17 protein-coding genes and 1 tRNA gene are annotated in these 18250 nt (G+C 72.0%); 7 read left to right on the top strand and 11 right to left on the bottom strand.

Annotated elements, in window-relative coordinates:
- Nucleotides 1–4: 4 nt before the first annotated feature.
- Nucleotides 5–991, bottom strand: coding sequence for an aldo/keto reductase (locus ACO229_RS02400; protein WP_423463613.1), 987 nt, complete (start codon nucleotides 989–991; stop codon nucleotides 5–7).
- A gap of 162 nt (nucleotides 992–1153) precedes the next feature.
- Between ACO229_RS02400 and ACO229_RS02405 the strand changes: the two genes are divergently transcribed.
- On the top strand, nucleotides 1154–1447 hold the full coding sequence (locus ACO229_RS02405; protein WP_423463614.1) for a DUF2255 family protein: 294 nt from the start codon (nucleotides 1154–1156) through the stop codon (nucleotides 1445–1447).
- 113 nt (nucleotides 1448–1560) lie between these two features.
- On the opposite strand, the gene ACO229_RS02410 is transcribed toward ACO229_RS02405, so the two are convergent.
- Nucleotides 1561–2121: a hypothetical protein gene (locus tag ACO229_RS02410; RefSeq protein WP_397431834.1), complete on the bottom strand. Its 561-nt coding sequence runs from the start codon at nucleotides 2119–2121 to the stop codon at nucleotides 1561–1563.
- Between the two features lie 117 nt (nucleotides 2122–2238).
- Between ACO229_RS02410 and ACO229_RS02415 the strand changes: the two genes are divergently transcribed.
- Both ACO229_RS02415 and ACO229_RS02420 read left to right on the top strand, forming a co-directional pair.
- Nucleotides 2239–3363 carry a M15 family metallopeptidase gene (locus ACO229_RS02415; protein WP_423463615.1) on the top strand — a complete coding sequence of 375 codons (1125 nt, stop codon included), beginning with the start codon at nucleotides 2239–2241 and terminating at the stop codon, nucleotides 3361–3363.
- Nucleotides 3364–3494: 131 nt separating this feature from the next.
- Complete coding sequence (locus ACO229_RS02420; RefSeq protein ID WP_423463616.1) at nucleotides 3495–6254, top strand: pectate lyase family protein; 2760 nt, start codon at nucleotides 3495–3497, stop codon at nucleotides 6252–6254.
- A gap of 85 nt (nucleotides 6255–6339) precedes the next feature.
- Here the strand turns inward: ACO229_RS02420 and ACO229_RS02425 are convergent, their stop codons facing one another.
- The 3 genes from ACO229_RS02425 to ACO229_RS02435 form a co-directional block, all read right to left on the bottom strand.
- Nucleotides 6340–8052 (bottom strand): DUF222 domain-containing protein, encoded by a 1713-nt coding sequence (locus ACO229_RS02425; protein ID WP_423465254.1) that lies wholly within the window; start codon nucleotides 8050–8052, stop codon nucleotides 6340–6342.
- Nucleotides 8053–8381: 329 nt separating this feature from the next.
- Entirely contained in the window at nucleotides 8382–8882 is a 501-nt protein-coding gene (locus tag ACO229_RS02430; RefSeq protein WP_423463617.1) for an Ltp family lipoprotein, read from the bottom strand.
- A gap of 333 nt (nucleotides 8883–9215) precedes the next feature.
- A tRNA-Ile gene (locus ACO229_RS02435) sits at nucleotides 9216–9292 on the bottom strand.
- 185 nt (nucleotides 9293–9477) lie between these two features.
- Between ACO229_RS02435 and ACO229_RS02440 the strand changes: the two genes are divergently transcribed.
- The 4 genes from ACO229_RS02440 (at nucleotide 9478) to ACO229_RS02455 (ending at nucleotide 13136) form a co-directional block, all read left to right on the top strand.
- A complete protein-coding gene (locus ACO229_RS02440) occupies nucleotides 9478–10701 on the top strand; it encodes an RtcB family protein (RefSeq protein WP_423463618.1) in 1224 nt (407 codons plus the stop codon).
- A gap of 116 nt (nucleotides 10702–10817) precedes the next feature.
- Nucleotides 10818–11351 carry a potassium channel family protein gene (locus ACO229_RS02445; protein ID WP_423463619.1) on the top strand — a complete coding sequence of 178 codons (534 nt, stop codon included), beginning with the start codon at nucleotides 10818–10820 and terminating at the stop codon, nucleotides 11349–11351.
- Nucleotides 11352–11397: 46 nt separating this feature from the next.
- A complete protein-coding gene (locus tag ACO229_RS02450; RefSeq protein WP_423463620.1) occupies nucleotides 11398–12246 on the top strand; it encodes a DUF5819 family protein in 849 nt (282 codons plus the stop codon).
- A complete protein-coding gene (locus ACO229_RS02455; RefSeq protein WP_423463621.1) occupies nucleotides 12243–13136 on the top strand; it encodes an HTTM domain-containing protein in 894 nt (297 codons plus the stop codon). Before ACO229_RS02450 ends, ACO229_RS02455 begins: the two co-directional genes overlap by 4 nt.
- Before the next feature lie 37 nt (nucleotides 13137–13173).
- Here ACO229_RS02455 and ACO229_RS02460 read toward each other — a convergent pair whose 3' ends face one another.
- The 6 genes from ACO229_RS02460 to ACO229_RS02485 form a co-directional block, all read right to left on the bottom strand.
- Nucleotides 13174–13671 (bottom strand): DUF3145 domain-containing protein, encoded by a 498-nt coding sequence (locus tag ACO229_RS02460; RefSeq protein WP_423463622.1) that lies wholly within the window; start codon nucleotides 13669–13671, stop codon nucleotides 13174–13176.
- 277 nt (nucleotides 13672–13948) lie between these two features.
- Nucleotides 13949–14434, bottom strand: a complete 486-nt coding sequence (gene def, locus ACO229_RS02465) for a peptide deformylase (protein ID WP_397410830.1) — start codon at nucleotides 14432–14434, stop codon at nucleotides 13949–13951.
- Between the two features lie 106 nt (nucleotides 14435–14540).
- Nucleotides 14541–15785: a beta-ketoacyl-ACP synthase II gene (gene fabF, locus ACO229_RS02470; RefSeq protein ID WP_423463623.1), complete on the bottom strand. Its 1245-nt coding sequence runs from the start codon at nucleotides 15783–15785 to the stop codon at nucleotides 14541–14543.
- 86 nt (nucleotides 15786–15871) lie between these two features.
- Entirely contained in the window at nucleotides 15872–16120 is a 249-nt protein-coding gene (locus ACO229_RS02475; RefSeq protein ID WP_119143615.1) for an acyl carrier protein, read from the bottom strand.
- A gap of 125 nt (nucleotides 16121–16245) precedes the next feature.
- A complete protein-coding gene (locus ACO229_RS02480; RefSeq protein ID WP_423463624.1) occupies nucleotides 16246–17247 on the bottom strand; it encodes a beta-ketoacyl-ACP synthase III in 1002 nt (333 codons plus the stop codon).
- Nucleotides 17244–18212, bottom strand: a complete 969-nt coding sequence (locus ACO229_RS02485; RefSeq protein ID WP_423463625.1) for an ACP S-malonyltransferase — start codon at nucleotides 18210–18212, stop codon at nucleotides 17244–17246. Before ACO229_RS02485 ends, ACO229_RS02480 begins: the two co-directional genes overlap by 4 nt.
- Nucleotides 18213–18250: the final 38 nt, after the last annotated feature.

Here is an 18250-nt window from a genome sequence, read left to right on the forward strand (position 1 = left end):
GCTGCTACCGCCCCACCAATCCCAGACCCGCCTCGTTGTAGCGGTCGCCCCGTACCCCGACCCGCGCGGCCAAGCCGTTCAGGTCGGCCACGTCGTCCGCCGACAGAGCCACCCGGGTCGCGCCCACGTTCTCCTCCACGCGCTCCAGCCGGCGCGTGCCCGGGATCGGCACGATCCAGGGCTGCTGGGCCAGCAGCCAGGCGAGTGCCACCTGGCCCGGCGTCGCGCCCTGGGCCTCGGCGAGGGCACGCACGTGGTCCACCAGCGCCTGGTTGGCCGTGCGGTTCGACGCCGTGAACCGCGGGATGGTGGCCCGCATGTCGTCGGCGGTGAACGACGTCGACGCGTCCACCGCCCCGGTCAGGAACCCCCGGCCGAGCGGGCTGAACGGGACGAACCCGATGCCGAGCTCCGCGAGCGTCGGCAGCACCTCCGGCTCCGGGTCGCGGGTCCACAGCGAGTACTCGCTCTGCACGGCCGTGACCGGGTGCACGGCGTGGGCGCGCCGGATGGTGTCCGGGCCCGCCTCCGACAGCCCGAAGTGGCGCACCTTCCCGGCTTCGACCAGCTCCTTGACCGTGCCGGCCACGTCCTCGACCGGCACGTCCGGGTCCACGCGGTGCTGGTAGAACAGGTCGATCACGTCGGTGCGCAGGCGGCGCAGGGCGGCGTCCGCGACCTCCCGGATGTGCTCGGGCCGGCTGTCCAGGCCCACCGAGGTGCCGCCCTCGATGCGCCAGCCGAACTTCGTGGCGATCACCACCTGGTCGCGCACCGGCTCCAGGGCCTCGCCCACCAGCTCCTCGTTGACGTACGGCCCGTAGACCTCCGCGGTGTCCACGAGCGTGACACCCCGTTCGACGGCGCCGCGCAGCACGCCGATCATCTCCTCGCGCGTGCCGGGGTTGGGGCCGTAGCCCTGCGACATGCCCATGGCGCCGAGCCCCACGGCGGAGACCTCGAGGCCCTGACCGAGCGTGCGGGTGTGCATCGTGAATCTCCTTCGTCGCGGGGGCGTCCCACCCCACGCTAGCGCCGCGGGAGCGCACCAGAGGTGTCCTGCCGGTACACGTCACGGCAGGGACTGGCAGGCGCCCGCGTGGCGTTGCACCGTGGGAGCGATCAAGGGCGCCGGGCGCCCGGAGGGAGCACCATGAGCAGCTGGACCGAGCACGAGCTGGAGCAGGCCGAGGTCAGCGACGAGCTGCACGTCTCGTCCTACCGGCAGGACGGCACCCTGCGCCCGTACGTCACGATCTGGGCCGTGCGGCTCGGCGACGCCGTGTACGTGCGCTCCGCGTACGGCCCCGGGAACGGCTGGTTCCGGCGGGCCAAGGCGTCGGGTACGGGACGCGTCCGGGTGGGTGACGTAGAGCGCGACGTCCGCTTCGAGGTCCCGGCCGACGACGTCCACCCGTCCCTGGACGACGTCTACCGTGCCAAGTGACGACGTCTACCGTGCCAAGTACGGCAGGTACGGCAAGCGGATGGTCGACACGGTCGCCGGCCCGGCGTTGACCGGTGCGACCCTGCGGGTGGTGCCGGCCTGAGCCGGGCGGCTCAGGCCGGCAGGCCCGCCGCGTTGCGCACCCGCGCCTCGGCCGCGTCGATCGCGCCCGCCACTTCGGGGTCCGTCAGGTCGACGTCGCCGCCACCGATCACCTGCGAGAACAGCTCGCCGTCCACCCGGCGCCGGACGGCGACGCGGGCAGAGCCCCCGCCGGGCAGCCGGACCGGTTCGGCGAGCACCACCGACCACTGCACCCGCTCGCGCAGCACCTGGGGCAGCACGGAGCGGCGGCCGTCGAGCGTCAGCGGCGTCGGCTCGTCGCCGTCGACCCAGTGCACCCGGATGACGTTGGACTCCGTGTCGTAGGTGGCACGGTCGACGTCGGCCCACTCGCGGTGCACCACGACGGCCGGCGCGCCGCGGGACTCCGCCTCGCCCTGGCCCGCGGGCGTCCCGGGCGCGGAGATCATCAGCAGCTCGGCGCGCGTGGCGAACGCCCACGCCTCGCCCGAGGAGGTGACCAGGGGCGCCTGGGCCAGCACCGTGTCGGTGCGGTGCGAGCGCGCGGCGCGCCGGACCGCCGTCGTCGGCCGCGGTGAGAAGAAACCCATGGCCCCACGGTAGTCGCCGGCACCCGGCATGCAGCCCGACCGGTGTCGCGCGAGTCACCACAGTTCACCCGCTGACAGGTCGGCGCCTGGCCGTGCGGTGCCGTAGGTTCTGGCCACGTGACCTCGACAGACATCGCGCCGATCGCGGACCCCTCCGGCCAGCGGACCGGCGGCACGGCGCGTGAGCGGCGCGAGGCGAAGGCCCGCCGCCGTCGCGCCACGCGGACGACGGTCGCGGTCACGGTCGTGGTGGCCGTCACCCTGGGCGGGGGCGGGCTCGCCTGGTACGCGACGTCGACCACGGAGGACCTCGCCGACCAGAACGCCGCCGCGAAGGCGTTGCTGACGGAGTCCGACGGCAAGGTGGCGGAGCAGTCCCCGCGGGACGCGCTCTCGGCGCAGATCGAGGCGACCGAGGTCCTGCTGGACGAGCCGTTCCTCACCCGCCTCGTCAGGGGGACGTCGGGCCGGCGTGACGCCCTGGCGGCGGCGTCGGACGGGGTGCGTGCCTCGATGGTCGAGCTCGCGCGCGCCCAGGTGGTCCAGGCCCGGGCGGGTCTGGAGACGGCCGAGGCCCGGGCGCAGAAGTACTACGACGCGAGCGAGGGCCTGGGCGTCGACGCCGGTGTCCGCGCGCAGCTGCGGGGCGCCCTGGACACGACGGCGAGCGCCGACGAGGCCGCGGACCGCAGCCTGGCCGGCACGGACCTCGCCGCGCTGGAGAAGGCCGCGTACGACCTGAGCGCCAACCGGTCGGTGGTCACCCTGGCGACGGACACGCTGGCCGAGGCGCAGGACGCGATCACCTGCCCCGAGGTGGACCAGGTCTGGCACCCGGACAGCGGCAGGGTGCCGGCCGAGGACCTGGCCCCGATCCCGTGGGCGTCTGACCACATGGTCCGGGCCGACGTGCTGGACGGCCTGATCGAGCTGGACGCCGCGTACCGCGAGGCGTTCGGTGAGCACCTGACCATCAACTCGTCCTACCGGTCGTACGAGGCGCAGGCGTCGCTGTACGACCCCTCGTCGCCGATCGCCGCGGCGCCCGGCTGCTCGAACCACGGTCTCGGTCTCGCCGTCGACATCGGCGGGGGCGTGGAGACGTTCGACACCGAGCAGTACACGTGGCTCAAGGAGAACGCCCGTGCGTTCGGCTGGATGCACCCGGCCTTCGCCGAGCCCGACGGCCGCGTGCCCGAGCCGTGGCACTGGGAGTCGGTGCTCGCCCGCGAGGACGCCTGAGGCGATTTCACCCTGGATGCCCGAAAGGGTTGCCATCCGAGAAACCGGTTACTAGGATCCGGGAAACCGGTTCCCCGCGCGTACGAACCACGCAATGTCCCGCATTCAACGACGAACGTGAGGCACAGACGATGAGACGACCACGACCAGCTCAGATGCTCTCGGCGGCAGCGGCGGTGACCCTGGCGGTCACGACGGGGCTGATGGCCCAGGCCCTGCCGGAGGCGGCGGCCGCCACCGGTCCGGCCACGGGGTTCGCCACCCAGAACGGCGGCACCACCGGCGGCGCCGGCGGTCAGACCGTCCGGGCCACGACCGGCACCGCGATCCACGCGGCGCTGTGCGGCCGCGCCAGCAGCGACACCCCGATCGTCATCGAGGTCGAGGGCACCATCAACCACGGCAACACCAGCCAGGTCTCCGGGGACAGCTGCAGCACCGCCGACGACGTCATCGAGCTCAAGCAGATCAGCAACGTGACGATCGTCGGCGTCGGCGGCGGTGCGGTGTTCGACCAGATCGGCATCCACATCCGCGAGGCCAGCAACATCATCATCCAGAACGTGACCGTGCAGAACGTCAAGAAGTCGGGCTCGCCGACGTCGAACGGCGGCGACGCGATCGGCATGGAGAGCGGCGTCCGCAACGTGTGGGCCGACCACCTGACCCTGCTGGCCTCGGGCGGCGAGTCGGAGGGCTACGACGGCCTGTTCGACATGAAGAACGACACGAAGTACGTGACGCTGTCGTACAGCATCCTGCGCAACTCGGAGCGCGGCGGGCTGATCGGGTCCAGCGAGAGCGACCTCTCGAACGGCTTCGTCACCTTCCACCACAACCTGTACCAGAACCTCAACTCGCGCACGCCCCTGCTGCGCGGCGGTGTGGCGCACATGTACAACAACCACTACGTGGGGCTGGTCGAGTCGGGGATCAACTCGCGGGCCGGCGCCCGCGCGAAGGTGGACAGCAACTACTTCGAGGACTCCAAGGACGTGCTCGGTACGTTCTACACCGACCAGGCCGGGTACTGGCAGGTCGCCGGGAACGTCTTCGACAACGTGACGTGGTCGAGCCCGGGGGAGGACAACAACCCCGCGGGACCCAACCCGACGTCGAACACCTCGGTGAGCATCCCGTACTCGTACCCGCTGGACGCCGCGAGCTGCGTGCCGGGCGTCGTGGCCGAGACAGCGGGCGCGGACACGGGGCTGCGGGTCTCGGACGGGAGCTGCGCGCCGACGGACCCGACCGACCCCACGGACCCGACCGACCCCACGGACCCGACGGATCCGACTGACCCGACTGACCCGACTGACCCGACCGACCCCACGGACCCGACGGATCCGACTGACCCGACTGACCCGACAGACCCGCCCACCGGGGCCAACCTGAGCCTCGGCGCCGGCGCCGACGGTTCCAGCAAGGCGAGCGGCACGAGCTACGGCAACGTGCTCGACGGCGACGCCGGCACCTACTGGTCCCCGGCGAGCGCGACGGGCCGGATCTCGGTCAAGTGGGGCAGTGCCACGACGATCTCGTCGGTCAACGTGGTCGAGGCGGCCGGGGCCGCCGGGAACATCGGGTCGTGGCGGCTGGTGAACAACGACAACGGCACCGTGCTGGCCACGGGGAGCGGGGCCGGTGTCATCAGCTTCGCGGCCACCTCGCTGAGCAAGGTCAACTTCGAGATCACGTCGTCGTCGGGCACGCCGCGGGTCGCGGAGCTCGAGACGTACGCGGGCGCCGCGCCCGGTGGGGAGGAACCCGGCGGTGAGGACCCGGGCGAGGAGCCCGGCGAGCAGCCGAGCGCCGACGCGCTCTTCGTGGCGCCGGGCGGTACCGACGGCGCCTCGGGGACCGAGTCCGACCCGACCACGCTGGCCTCGGCGATCGACCGGATCGAGCCCGGCGGCACCATCTCCGTGCGCGGCGGTACCTACAACCTGTCGCAGACGCTCGACATCGCGCCGGGCAACAGCGGCACCTCCGGCAACCGCACCAAGCTGTTCGCCTACCCGGGCGAGACCCCGGTGCTCAACTTCTCGGCGCAGAGCGAGGACCCGGCCAACCGCGGCATCGCGATCGGCGGCGACTGGTGGCACCTGCGCGGGCTCGTCGTCGAGCACGCCGGCGACAACGGCATCCTGCTGGGCGGCGACAACAACGTCATCGAGCGGGTCGTGACCCGGTTCAACCACGACTCCGGCCTGCAGGTCTCCCGGTACACTGCCGGGGCGCCGAGCAGCGAGTGGCCCTCGAACAACCTCGTGGTCTCCACGGAGTCGCACGACAACGCCGACTCCGACGGGGAGGACGCCGACGGCTTCGCACCCAAGCTCACCGTCGGTACCGGCAACGTGTTCCGGTACACCGTGTCCCACAACAACATCGACGACGGCTGGGACCTGTACACCAAGGACGACACCGGCCCCATCGGCGCCGTCACCATCGAGGACTCGCTCTCCTACGAGAACGGCACCCTGTCCGACGGCTCGCAGGCCGGCAACGGCGACCGCAACGGCTACAAGCTCGGCGGCGAGGACATCGCCGTCAACCACGTCGTGCGCCGCAACATCGCCTACGACAACGGCAAGCACGGGTTCGGATACAACCGGAACCTGGGGTCGCTCACGGTGTCGGACAACCTGAGCATCGGCAGCGCGGAGCGGAACTTCAACTTCGACGGCGGCTCGTCGACGTTCCGCGACAACACGTCCTGCGACAGCGGGTCGAACGACCGCATCATCGGCACCGACGCCGGTGGCAACCAGTGGTGGTCCGGCTCGAACGGGTCGCGGTGCGCGCAGTACTCAGGGGCGCTGGACTGGTCCTTCGCGTCCGACGGGAGCCTCGTGGTGACCATCGGGGGTGACGTGGTCGACCTGTAGGGGCCAGACTGACGGGCCCTGGGGAGTGCGCGTCTGTGCTCCCCGGGGACTCGCCCTGTCCGGGGTCGATTTTAGGCAGCACTCGTCAGACGGGGTGGGTCCAGGCGAGCTCGGCGCGCCGGGAACGGGCCGGCGCTCGATGGGATGGCCGGTGCTGTGGTTGGCGCGTCGGGTGTGGGTGCCGGGGTGGTGGGCTCGGCCGGTAGGCGATCGCGCCGTGGTCGTGGGTGGTGTGGCAGCCGATGCTGTAGCGGCTGCGTGGGGTGTGTCCGGGTGCTGGGCCGGTCATGCCGACCGCGGGGGTCCAGTCCGGGCGCGCGCCGCGACCACCCGCTGTGGAGGGGGCGTTGGTCGGGGTGGTACCTGCGGTCGGGACGGCCGTGCCGGTCGGGAGGGTCGGTGACGGGTCGTGGACCGGCTCCTGAGCGCCGGGATTCCGCACACCGATCGATCCCGTGGCACCAGCCGGGACCGGTACGTCCGTGACTGCCTCAGCGCCGTTCGAGCTCAGGTGGTCGGCGCGCAGGGGTGTCGGTGGTATGGGTGCCACCGAGAGGTGGGTGTGTCCGGTCGGAGTCCGGGTCTCCACGGCGTGGCGTCCGTCGTGCTGGGTGGTCTTCTGTACCCAGCCGGGTGCCTGCTTGGCATGGTTGCACCGCGCGCACAACCCTTGCCCGTTGTCCAGGCTGGTAGGACCGCCCTGGGCGTGCGGGGTGATGTGGTCCAGGTGCCGGATCGGCGCATCACACCACAACGTGGCACAGATCCCCTGCCCCCGGGCCCGCAGCAAGCCAGCCAGGCCTGGTGGGTGGAACCGGGACATCGAGGTCGTGGCCACCAGGCGACCCTGTGGGTCGGTGTAGATGCTGCGCAACCACGCCGCGTTCGTGTCGATCGCGTGCGCGACCAAGTTCCGGGCCACCGGCGCCGGGACCACACCCCCACCCACCGGGACACCCTCGGTGATCACACCAGGCTGGGTGCCACCAGCCAGCAGCGTGTCGTCGGAGACCAGGAGGTTGATCGCCACCGGCACATCCGCGGCCCGACCCGGGCCACGCCCAGTGACACGCTCGATCAGAGTGTCGGCCATGATCTGACCGGTCCCCCTCTCGTCCCCACCCGCCTTCGTGGCCTCGGCGTGGTGCTTGAGCTGGGCGTAGGCCTGTACTCCCTGCCCCATCGGCACCAGGGCGGTCAGGTACACCATCAGGTCCGGGGCAGGACGGATCGAGACCCGCCGCTCCGAGACGGCCCTCGCGTTGCGGTTCACGCACGCGTGCACATCCAGGCTCGCGGCGAGCTCCTTGATCCGGGCCACCAACCGCCGCGTCCCCATCCGTACCAAAGCACCCAGGTGCGCGGGGCCGCAGACCTGCTCGTCGATCAGAGCACGATGCTCCACCGACAGGTGCGACGTCTCCCGGACCAACAACGTGGCCCGCCACTGCGAGAGGATCCCCGTCTGCAACGCCGCGAACGTGTGGGGCATCTGCGTCACCCACACCCGGGAGGTGGACACGAACCCGGCACCGGCGTGCGGGGACACCCGTAGCGCGGCACCGACCTGGTTCGACACACCACGACCACGCCGCTCCACCCGAACACCCTGCGCGGCCTCCTCAGCCCTGGTGGCCTCGTCCAGGGCGACCACCAGGCGGGCCTGCGTCGCGGTCACCGCAGCCTTCACCGCCTCCAACTCACCCAACACATCCACCCACCCCGCCTGCACCCCAACCGACACCACAGCACCACCAGCACTGGCGGCCCCGATGCCAGTAGCACCCGGCAGAATCATCCCCGCCAGCACCTCACGCACCGCTGCGACATCAACCACCCCGCTCCCGGGCAGCACCGACCCGCCAGGCTCCCCGCCCGCCAGTCCCGGCATCCCGCCCGATTGCTTCATGCGACCAACCTATCGCACACGCGTTCGATCTGCATCCTGAACCAGTCACCTCCGCCTCAGCAGAAACCAGCCCCCTAGCCCCTGGACAGTCGAGGGTGCTGGACAACCCCGAACGAGCGGCTCGCTCATCGATGCCGCCCAGGGACTCATCGCAGAGACCGCCAACTCGACCCAGCCGGCGATGTTGCTCCCAAGGATCGTGCCTCCAGCGGTGCAACCTACAGGCCGGTCTGGTCGACGCCGTAGGTCGCCTGTTCCACGGTGAACTGGTCGCCGTACTTGGACGAGAGTTGATCGATGAGGCCCTGCCGACTGAAGGAGTCGTAGTCCAGATATTCCTGGGCAGCCCTTGCTGCCTGCTCGTTCCAGTCGACGTCGAGCGAGTCGACGGCGAACTCGGCGTCCTTCACGGGGAAGGCGTCGCCGTACTCGCTGGAGAGCTGATCGATCAGCCCTTGTCGCGAGAAGGCTTGGTAGTCGAGGTAGTCCTCTGCTGTCGCAATGGCCTGCTGCTGGGACTCGGTGAGCTTCGGCTCGGAGTTGGTCTCCTCAGTGGACTTCTTCTTCTCGGTCGACTCCGGCTGTGACGGAGGGGCGGACGTCGTTGCCTCGGTGGTGCCCGGGGACCCGTCCGCGACTGGCTCCGTCGGCAGGGAGCACGCCGCAAGGCCGAAGGTCAGAGCTAGAGCGCTCAATGTGGCGGCGACGGTGGTGCGCATGAGCTTGCCTTCCTACGGTGAGGTACATGGTCCATAGAGGGAGGGCCGGGAGGAGGATGTGATGCCGGCCGGGCAGGGCACGGACGAGCGGGTGCCGGCGTTCCGTACGAAGCATGACTTCGGACGAAGGCCTCGTCACCTATCGGCTCCTGGAACACCTATCGGCTCCTGGAACACATATCGGCTCCTGGAGCGGGCCACTTCCGGTGCTCCGTGTGGGAGTGAACCCGCGACCGGGAGACGCTGGGGCGTCTCGGCGGGCAACTGTTTCCGCTGGGTCGGAACCTCATAACGAAAGCACGGAGGCCCGGAATCGTTGAGATTCCGGGCCTCTGGTGCCCCGTGCAGGACTTGAACCCGCGACCGAGAGATTATGAGTCTCCTGCTCTGACCAGCTGAGCTAACGGGGCCCACGGCAGCACGCCGCGGGAGGATCTTACTGCCTGGGCCCGCCGATCCCGCTGCGGCACACCTGGCCCCGCCCGCCGCACGACGCCGAAATGCCCTGGCGCGCGTTCGCCGTCGGCCCGTAGGTTCTGCGAGCCCTCCACCGGAGGCGCACCACACCATCCGCACGGAGAACAGGAGCACTCCCATGTCCTCGAACTTCCCGGTCGCCCTCTCGGGTGCCCGGGCCCGGACCCTCATGTGGGCGCACGAGCACGACGTCGACCACGCGGCCCTGAACCAGCTGCGCAACATCTCCGCCCTGCCGTGGGTCGAGGGCGTCCGCGTGATGCCCGACGTCCACCTCGGCAAGGGCGCGACCGTCGGCTCGGTCATCGCCATGCGTGACGCCGTGTCGCCCAACGCCGTCGGCGTCGACATCGGCTGCGGCATGATCGGCGTGCGCACCTCGCTCACCGCGAGCGACCTGCCGGACGACCTCTCCCGTCTGCGGACGCGGATCGAGGCCGCGATCCCGGTGGGGTTCCACGCGCACGACGAGCAGGTGGACCTGCGCCGGCTGCGGCCCGTCAAGGGCTCCGGCGGCCAGGAGCGGCTGCGCGGCGAGCAGGGGTTCTGGGACCGGTTCGAGACGCTCCACCCGAAGGTGCAGCAGCTCGAGACCCGGGCGCGCAAGCAGCTCGGCTCGCTCGGCGGCGGCAACCACTTCGTCGAGGTCTGCCTGGACCAGGACGACCAGGTCTGGCTCCAGCTCCACTCCGGCTCCCGGAACATCGGCAAGGAGCTCGCCGAGCACCACGTCCGCGTCGCCAAGGACCTGGAGCACAACAAGGGTCTCGTCGACCGGGACCTGGCCGTGTTCCTCGCCGGCACGCCCCAGATGGACGCCTACCTCAACGACCTGTGGTGGGCCCAGGAGTACGCGGCGCGCTCGCGCGCGGTCATGATGGCGCTCGCCGTCCAGGCGGTCCGGGACGAGTTCACCGGCCGGGACATCACCTTCGACGAGGGCGTGAACGTGCACCACAACTACGTGGCGCGCGAGCAGGTCGACGGCGCGGAGCTGATCGTCACCCGCAAGGGCGCGATCCGGGCCGGCCGGGGCGACCTGGGCCTGATCCCGGGCTCGATGGGCACCGGCTCGTACGTGGTGCGCGGCCTGGGCAACCCGGAGTCGTACTGGTCGGCGTCGCACGGCGCGGGCCGGCGGATGTCGCGCACCCGGGCCAAGAAGGAGTTCACGGTCGAGGACCTCGCGGCGCAGACCGCGGGCGTCGAGTGCCGCAAGGACTCCGGCGTGCTCGACGAGATCCCGGGCGCGTACAAGGACCTCGACGCGGTGATCGCCGCGCAGTCCGACCTCGTCGAGGTCGTGGCCCGGCTGCGGACGGTGCTCTGCGTCAAGGGTTGATCGCGCGGCCGGCCACCGTGGTCCCGACGAGGATCACGGTGGCCGGCCGTGCGTGGGGTGGCCGCCGGGTGCCGCCCGGGCCAGAGTGGAGAGGTCCGCTCGGGGAGGTGGTCCGCATGACGGTAGCTGCGCCGCGGCACGACGGCGGTACCGGGCCGCGTCCGGCCGGGGTCGCGCTCGGCCTCCTGCGGGCCGCCGCCACGTCGGCGGTCCTGGTGGTGCTCTACTACGTGCTGCCCCTCGACCGGGACTCGGTCCTCGGGTCGGCCGTCGGGCTCGGCGTCGGCCTGGTCGTGTTCGCCGTGGCGGTGTACCGGGAGGTGCGGGCGATCGTCCGGTCACGGGCGCCCGCCGTTCGCGCGATCCAGGCCCTGGCCTGGCTGGTCCCGTTCTTCCTGCTCCTGTTCGCCTCCACCTACTACATGCTCGGCATCCAGGTGCCCGGGGCCTTCAGCGAGACCCTCAGCCGGTCCGACGCGCTCTACTTCACCGTCGTCACGTTCGCCACGGTCGGGTTCGGCGACGTCGTGCCGCGGGCGGAGGGGGTCCGCCTGCTCGTGTCCGGCCAGGTGCTGCTCGACCTCGTGATCCTCGGGCTCGGGGTGCGCGTCATCCTCGAGGCGGTGCGCCGGGGCCGGACGACGGGCTGACCGCGCGGCTGGATCAGGCGGCCCGACCTCTGGCACCCTGTGCGCGGTGAGCGACGCGCGAGACGGGACCGGCGACACGGCTCCCGCAGTCTCGCGACGGCTGCGGGGCCTCGTGCTCGCCGTCTGGGCGCTGCTGATCGCCCATCTCGCCGCCACGCTGCTGTGGACGGCGCCCGGCTGGGTGACCGGACGGCCCCAGGAGGGTCCGCTCTCCGCGGAGCCGTCCGGTACGGCTGGGTACGGTGCGCTGGAGACCTGGATGACGCCGGTCTTCGACCAGGGGTGGTCGCTCTTCGCACCTGAACCGCTGCACGTGGACTACACGCTGCGGGTGCGGGGTGTGTACCGGGGCGGTGGCGGTGCCCCGGTGCCGGGCCCCTGGATCGACGCGACGGCGGTCGAGCTCCGCGCGCTGACCGGTCACGCGCTCCCGGCCGCGACCGAGCGGCCCGCCCGCCGTGTCGCAGCCGAGGCGCGCGAGGCGTACCTCGCACTGCCCGAGGCAGGCCGTGACGTCGTTCTCCGGTCGACGGCGGCCGCGCCGGACGTTTCCGGCCACCCGGTCGCCTGGGCGGAGCTGCGCGCGGCGCTGCTCGGCACCGGCGCGGCAGCCGGCGTCGTCGACCGGTACCTCGCGGCGGACCGGGCCCTGGCCGCCTACGCGACGCAGGTGGTACGGGCGTCGGGCTCTGACCGGACGCACCGCCGGCCGGTGTCCGTCCAGGCGGAGGTCGTGCGCCGCCCGGTCCCGCCGTACGGCTCTGCCGAGCGGCCCCGCCCCACGACGCTCACCTTCGGTGCCCGCCCGCTCCTGCGGCTGCCCGGGCAGGACGACGCCGCGTTCGGCGCCGTGTGGGCGGGGCTCCAGGAGCTGGGTCACGGGGCGGGGCGGTGACCCGGCTCCTGGACGCCGTCGTCCGCTGGAGCACCCGGTCAGCCCGTGCCACCCACGGCATCGCGCTGACCCGCATCGTGCTGGGCCTCGCCGTCGGTGCCTACGTCGCGGTGAACGTCCCGGCGCGCCACGCCCTGTGGGGCGCCGGGGCCCGCTGGACGACGCCGCTCGGCGGGCAGGTGCTCGCCACCGGCCCCGTGCTCACGGCGGTCTGCGTGGCCGTGATCCTGGTGTCCGCGCTGGTGGCCCTGGGCTGGCGCGCCCGCTGGACCGTGCCGCTGCTCCTGATCGGCTGGTCCGGCCTGACCGCCGTGAACCCGCTCGTCGCGGACCAAGGGCTGAACCTCGCCCGGATCCTGCTGGTGTACCTCTGCTTCGCGGACACCTCGGCGCGGTGGTCGCTCGACGCCCGGCGCCGGCGGAGGGCGGCGAGACCGCCGGCGGGCGGTGCCCCGGTGCGCACCCTCCTGCACAACGCCGCCGTCGTCGCGGTGGGCGCGCAGGCCTGCCTGGTGTACGTGCTGTCGGGGCTGTTCAAGCTGGAGGGGGAGCAGTGGCGTGACGGCTCGGCCGTGTACTACCCGCTCATGCTGCCGCAGTTCCGGCCCTGGCCGCCGCTGGCCGACCTGATCGCGGGCAGCGGCTGGCTCGTCGCAGCGGTGACGTGGGGAACCGTCGCGCTGCAGCTCGCCTTCCCGCTCCTGCTGCTCCACCCGCGCCTGCGGATGGCCGCCGTCACCGGCGCGTTGCTGCTGCACGCGGGCATCGGCGTCGTCATGGGGCTGCCGTTCTTCTCGCTCTTCATGCTGGCCGCCGACTGCGTCTTCCTCGACGTCGCCGCGCTCCGGCGCGCCGGGCCGGGTGCGCGGCCGCGCCCGGAGCCGGGGTGAGCTCCGGGCGCGGCCGACGGCCAGAGGACGGGGTGGGTCAGCCCACCTGGTGGAGCCAGCGGACCGGGGCGCCCAGGCCCGCGTAGCGGAACGGCTCCAGCTCGTCGTCCCACGCGGCGCCCAGCGCCAGGTCGAGGGCCTCGCGCATGGCGCGCGGGTCGGCGAGCTCCAGGGCGGCACGGACCCGGTCCTCCGGCACCACCACGTTGCCGTGGACATCCGTCATGGCGTGGAAGATGCCAAGGTCCGGGGTGTGCGACCAGCGGGCGCCGTCGGCCCCGTTGCTCGCGTCCTCGGTGACCTCGTACCGCAGGTGCGACCAGCCGCGCAGGGCGGACGCCAGCTTGGCGCCCGTTCCCTGCGATCCCTGCCACGAGTACTCGGCGCGGTACAGACCGCGCCCAGCGGGCTGCGCGGTCCAGTCCATGGAAACGCGCACGCCAAGAACGTTCCCCGCGGCCCACTCGATGTGGGGACACAGGGCACGTGGCGCGGAATGCACGAAAAGTACACCCCGCGTGATGACACCGGCCATGTCTTCCTCCCTGGGTCGAGGTACGTCTTCCCCTACGTCCTCACCAGGGCGGTGACGCTGTGGCCGGCTGCACAGCGGTGCTCCGGACCACATCCTGCCCGATCCTGCGGCGACATGCGAGGCGAACCGGTGCGCATGTCGCCGAAAGAATCACTTCGTACGACGAGTTCGTGCGGCACATTCTTGCCTAAAGGGACGTACCGCCACTAGTGCTGGAACGAATCTCCTGATGATTCATCCCACATGGGCGATATGTACGAAAGGGAGCGCTGCTCCCTCAGAGGCGTGCGCGCAGCTCCCGCATCGCGGCCCGGCGCGTCTCCTTCTGGAGGCGGTCCAGGTAGACCATGCCGTCGAGGTGGTCGCACTCGTGCTGCAGGCAGCGGGCCATGATGCCGGTGCCCTCCACGGTGACGGGCTTGCCGTCCAGGTCGATGCCCTCGACCCGCGCGTAGTTGGCGCGCACCGTCGGGTACCAGAGCCCGGGCACGGACAGGCAGCCCTCGCCGCCGTCCTGCAGCTCCTCGCCCAGCTCGACGATGCGCGGGTTGATCACGTACCCGATCTCGCCGTCGATGTTCCACGAGAAGGCCCGCAGCGAGACCCCGATCTGGTTGGCGGCCAGCCCGGCGCGACCTTCGTCGTCGACCGTCTCGACCAGGTCGGCGACGAGACCGCGCACGCGGTCGTCGATCGTCGCCACGGTGTCGCACGGGGTGCGCAGCACGGGGTCGGGAACCACTCGGATCTCACGCATTGCCATGCGTACATTCTCCCATGTCACGACCCGGGGGCGCCGTCGGCACACCCCGGACATGCCAGACGCTCAGGCCACGCGGGTGACCTGAGCGTCCGACGAGGCCTGTGGCTCAGGCGTTCTGGACCAGCAGCGCCACGTTGTGCCCGCCGAAGCCGAACGAGTTGTTGATCGCGGCGACGTCGCCGCCCGGCAGCTTCGACGGCTCGTCGCGCACCAGGGGTACCTGGAGCTCGGGGTCCGGGTTCTCCACGTTGATGGTGGGCGGGGCGAGCCGCTCGGCCACGGCCTTGACCGCGAACACCGACTCGATGGCCCCGGCACCGCCCAGCAGGTGGCCGGTCATCGACTTGGTGGCCGAGAGCTGCACGTGGTCGGCGTCCGACCCGAAGAGCTTGCGGATCGAGGCGGTCTCCGTGAGGTCGCCCACCTTGGTGGAGGTGGCGTGCGCGTTGACGTGCACCACGTCGGCCGCGGTGACCCCGGCGTCCTGGATCGCGAAGCGCATGGCCGCGACCTGGCCGGTGCCCTCGGGGTCGGGGGAGGTGATGTGGTACGCGTCGGACGACAGGCCGACGCCGCCGATCTTCGCGTAGACCCGGGCGCCGCGGGCGGCGGCGTGCTCGGCGCTCTCCAGCACCAGGACCGCCGCGCCCTCGCCCAGCACGAAGCCGTCGCGGTCGACGTCGTACGGCCGCGAGGCGTGCTGCGGGTCGTCGTTGCGCAGCGACAGCGTGCGCGACGCCGCGAACGCGGCGAGCGGCATCGGGTGGATCGACGCCTCGGTGCCGCCCGCGACCACGACGTCGGCGCGGCCGGACCGGATCATCTCGACGGCGTAGCCCACGGCCTCGGCGCCCGACGCGCAGGCGGAGACCAGCGCGTGGGTGCCGGCGCGCGCACCGAGCTCCAGCGACACGTAGGCGGACGGCGAGTTCGGCATGAGCATGGGGACCGTCATCGGCAGCATGCGCCGGGCGCCGCGCTCACGCAGCGTGTCCCAGCCGTCCAGGATGGTCTGGATGCCGCCGATGCCGGAGGAGACCACGGCGCCGAGCCGCTCGCCCGGGACCTCGGGGCTGCCCGCGTCGGCCCAGGCCTCGCGGGTCGCGACGATCGCGTACTGCGCGGACGGGTCCATGCGCTTGGTCTCGGGGCGGGACAGGACCTCCGCCGGGTCCACCTTGATGGTGGCGGCGAAGTTCACGGGGATCCCGTACTTCTCGGCCCAGTCGTTCTCGAGGGTGCGCGCCCCCGAGACACCGGCGAGGGCGGCCTCCCACGTGGATGCCACGTCTCCGCCGAGCGGGGTGGTGGCGCCGAGGCCGGTGACGACGACGTCGCGTGCGGAGGTCATGATGATGCTCCCGGGGGTGGTGGAACGAATGACTGGAGTGCCCGGCGGCGGCGCGGGACCGGCCCGCGGCCGCCGCCGGGGGCGGATCAGGCCTGGGCGCTCTTGATGAAGCTCACGGCGTCGCCGACGGTGGCGAGGTTCTTGACCTCCTCGTCCGGGATGCGAACCCCGAACTTGTCCTCGGCGTGCGTGACGATCGTCATCATCGACAGGGAGTCGATGTCGAGGTCGTCGGTGAAGGACTTCTCGAGCAGGACGTCGGCCGTGTCGAGGCCCGTCTCCTCGGCGACGATCTCGGCGAGGCCCGTGAGGATCTCCTGGTCCGTGTTGGCCATGGGACTTCCTTATCTTTCGTAACGGTCACCGGCGCCGTCGGGCACCGGAGTCTTGCTGGTCAGATCTTGGCGCATCCTGTGACCGGAATGCACAACAGGCCGTCCTGCGGCCCTGCCGGCACCGGTTACGGCAGCACCACGACCTGCGCGGCGTAGACGAGGCCCGCGCCGAACCCGATCTGGAGGGCGAGGTCGCCGGACCTCGCCTGCCCCTCGGCCAGGAGCCGCTCGGCGGCCAGGGGGATCGACGCGGCGGACGTGTTGCCGGTCTCGGCGATGTCCCGCGCGACCACCACCGTATCCGGCAGACCGAGCTGCTTCTTCATCTGGTCGATGATGCGCATGTTGGCCTGGTGCGGGATGAAGACCTGGATGTCCTGCGCGGTGACGCCGGCCTCGGCCATCGCCTTCTCGGCGACGGGGGCCATCTGGAAGCTCGCCCACTTGAAGACCGTCTGGCCGTCCTGGCGCAGCGTGGGCCAGCCGAGCGAGGGGTCCTCGCGCAGCTCGGTCCAGGAGTGCGTCTGCCGGATGGCGGTCGCCTTGGAACCGTCCGAGCCCCACACCGTCGGGCCGATGCCCGGCGTGTCCGAGGGGCCGACGATCGCGGCGCCCGCGCCGTCGCCCAGCAGGAACGAGATGGAGCGGTCGGTCGGGTCGATGATCTCGCTGAGCTTCTCGGCGCCGATCACCAGCACGTTGCGGGCCAGACCCGCGCGCACCAGGGCGTCCGCCTGCCCGATGCCGTACGCGTAGCCCGCGCAGGCGGCCGAGACGTCGTAGGCGGCAGCGGGCGTCGCGCCGATGCGGTCGGCCAGGATCGCGGCGGCCGACGGCGTCATGTGCATGTGGGTGATCGTCGAGACGATGATCGCGTCGATGTCCGCGCCGGTCAGGCCGGCGGCGTCCAGCGCCTTGCGCGACGCGGCCTCGGCCAGGTCGAGCATGTCCCGGTCGGCGCCGGCCCGGCGCCGCGTGATGATGCCGGTGCGCTGGCGGATCCACTCGTCGGAGGAGTCGATCGGGCCCGCGATGTCGTCGTTCGTGACGACGAGCTCACCGCGCTCCGCGCCGATCGCCAGGATCCGCGAGAACTGGGTGGGCTGGGCCTGCTGCAGGATGGTCACTGGTCTGCTCCGGATGTGCTCGTGCTGTGGGCCGCGATCAGCTCGCGGGCCGCGTCGAGGTCGGCGGGCGACTTCACGGCCACCGTCTCGACACCCTTGAGACCGCGCTTGGCCAGACCGGTCAGGACGCCGCCCGGGGCGAGCTCCAGCAGGCCGGTGACGCCGCGCTCGGCGAGGCTCGTCATGATCAGGTCCCAGCGCACCGGGGCCGTGACCTGGCCCGCGAGGTTGCGCAGCACGTCGGCGCCGGTGCCGTGCCCGTGCGCGCCGCCCGTGTAGGCCGTCCCGTCGAGGTCCGCCAGGAACGGCAGCGTCGGGTCGGCGGCGTCCCAGGCGAGGGCCACGGGCTCGAACTCGGCCCGGGCCGCGTCCATGAACGGCGTGTGGAAGGCGCCTGCCACCTGCAGCGGGATCACGCGGGCCCGGGTGGGCGGGTTCTCCGCGAGCTTGGCGAGGTTCTCCAGCGCCCCGGCGGCGACGGTCTGGCCGGCACCGTTCACGTTCGCGGGCCACAGCCCGGCGGCCTCGATGGCGGCCAGCACCTCGTCCGGGTCACCGCCCACCACGGCGCTCATGCCCGACGGTGCTGCGGCCGCGGCGGTGGCCATCGCCCGGGCGCGGCGTGCGACCAGGCCGGCGGCGCCGTCGTCGGACAGCGTGCCCGCGACGGCGGCGGCCGACAGCTCGCCGACGGAGTGGCCGGCGGTGACGTCAACGACCTCCGGCGCCTCGCGCCCGTCCAGGACGGCGCGCAGCGCGAGCAGGGAGGTCGCGACGATCAGCGGCTGGGCCACGGCGGTGTCGCGGATCGTGTCCGCGTCCGACGTCGTGCCGTGTGCCACGAGGTCCAGGCCCGCGGCCTCGGACGCCGCCGCGAGGCGTTGGTCGGTTCCGGGCAGCTCGAGCCAGTCGCTGAGCATCCCGGGGGTCTGAGAGCCCTGTCCAGGGCAGACGACGGCGAGCACGCCTCCACTCTGCCAACCCGGGCGGCGGATCTGACGTC

The sequence above is a fragment of the Promicromonospora sp. MS192 genome, from assembly GCF_049532985.1.
In the GTDB taxonomy this organism is placed as follows: domain Bacteria; phylum Actinomycetota; class Actinomycetes; order Actinomycetales; family Cellulomonadaceae; genus Promicromonospora.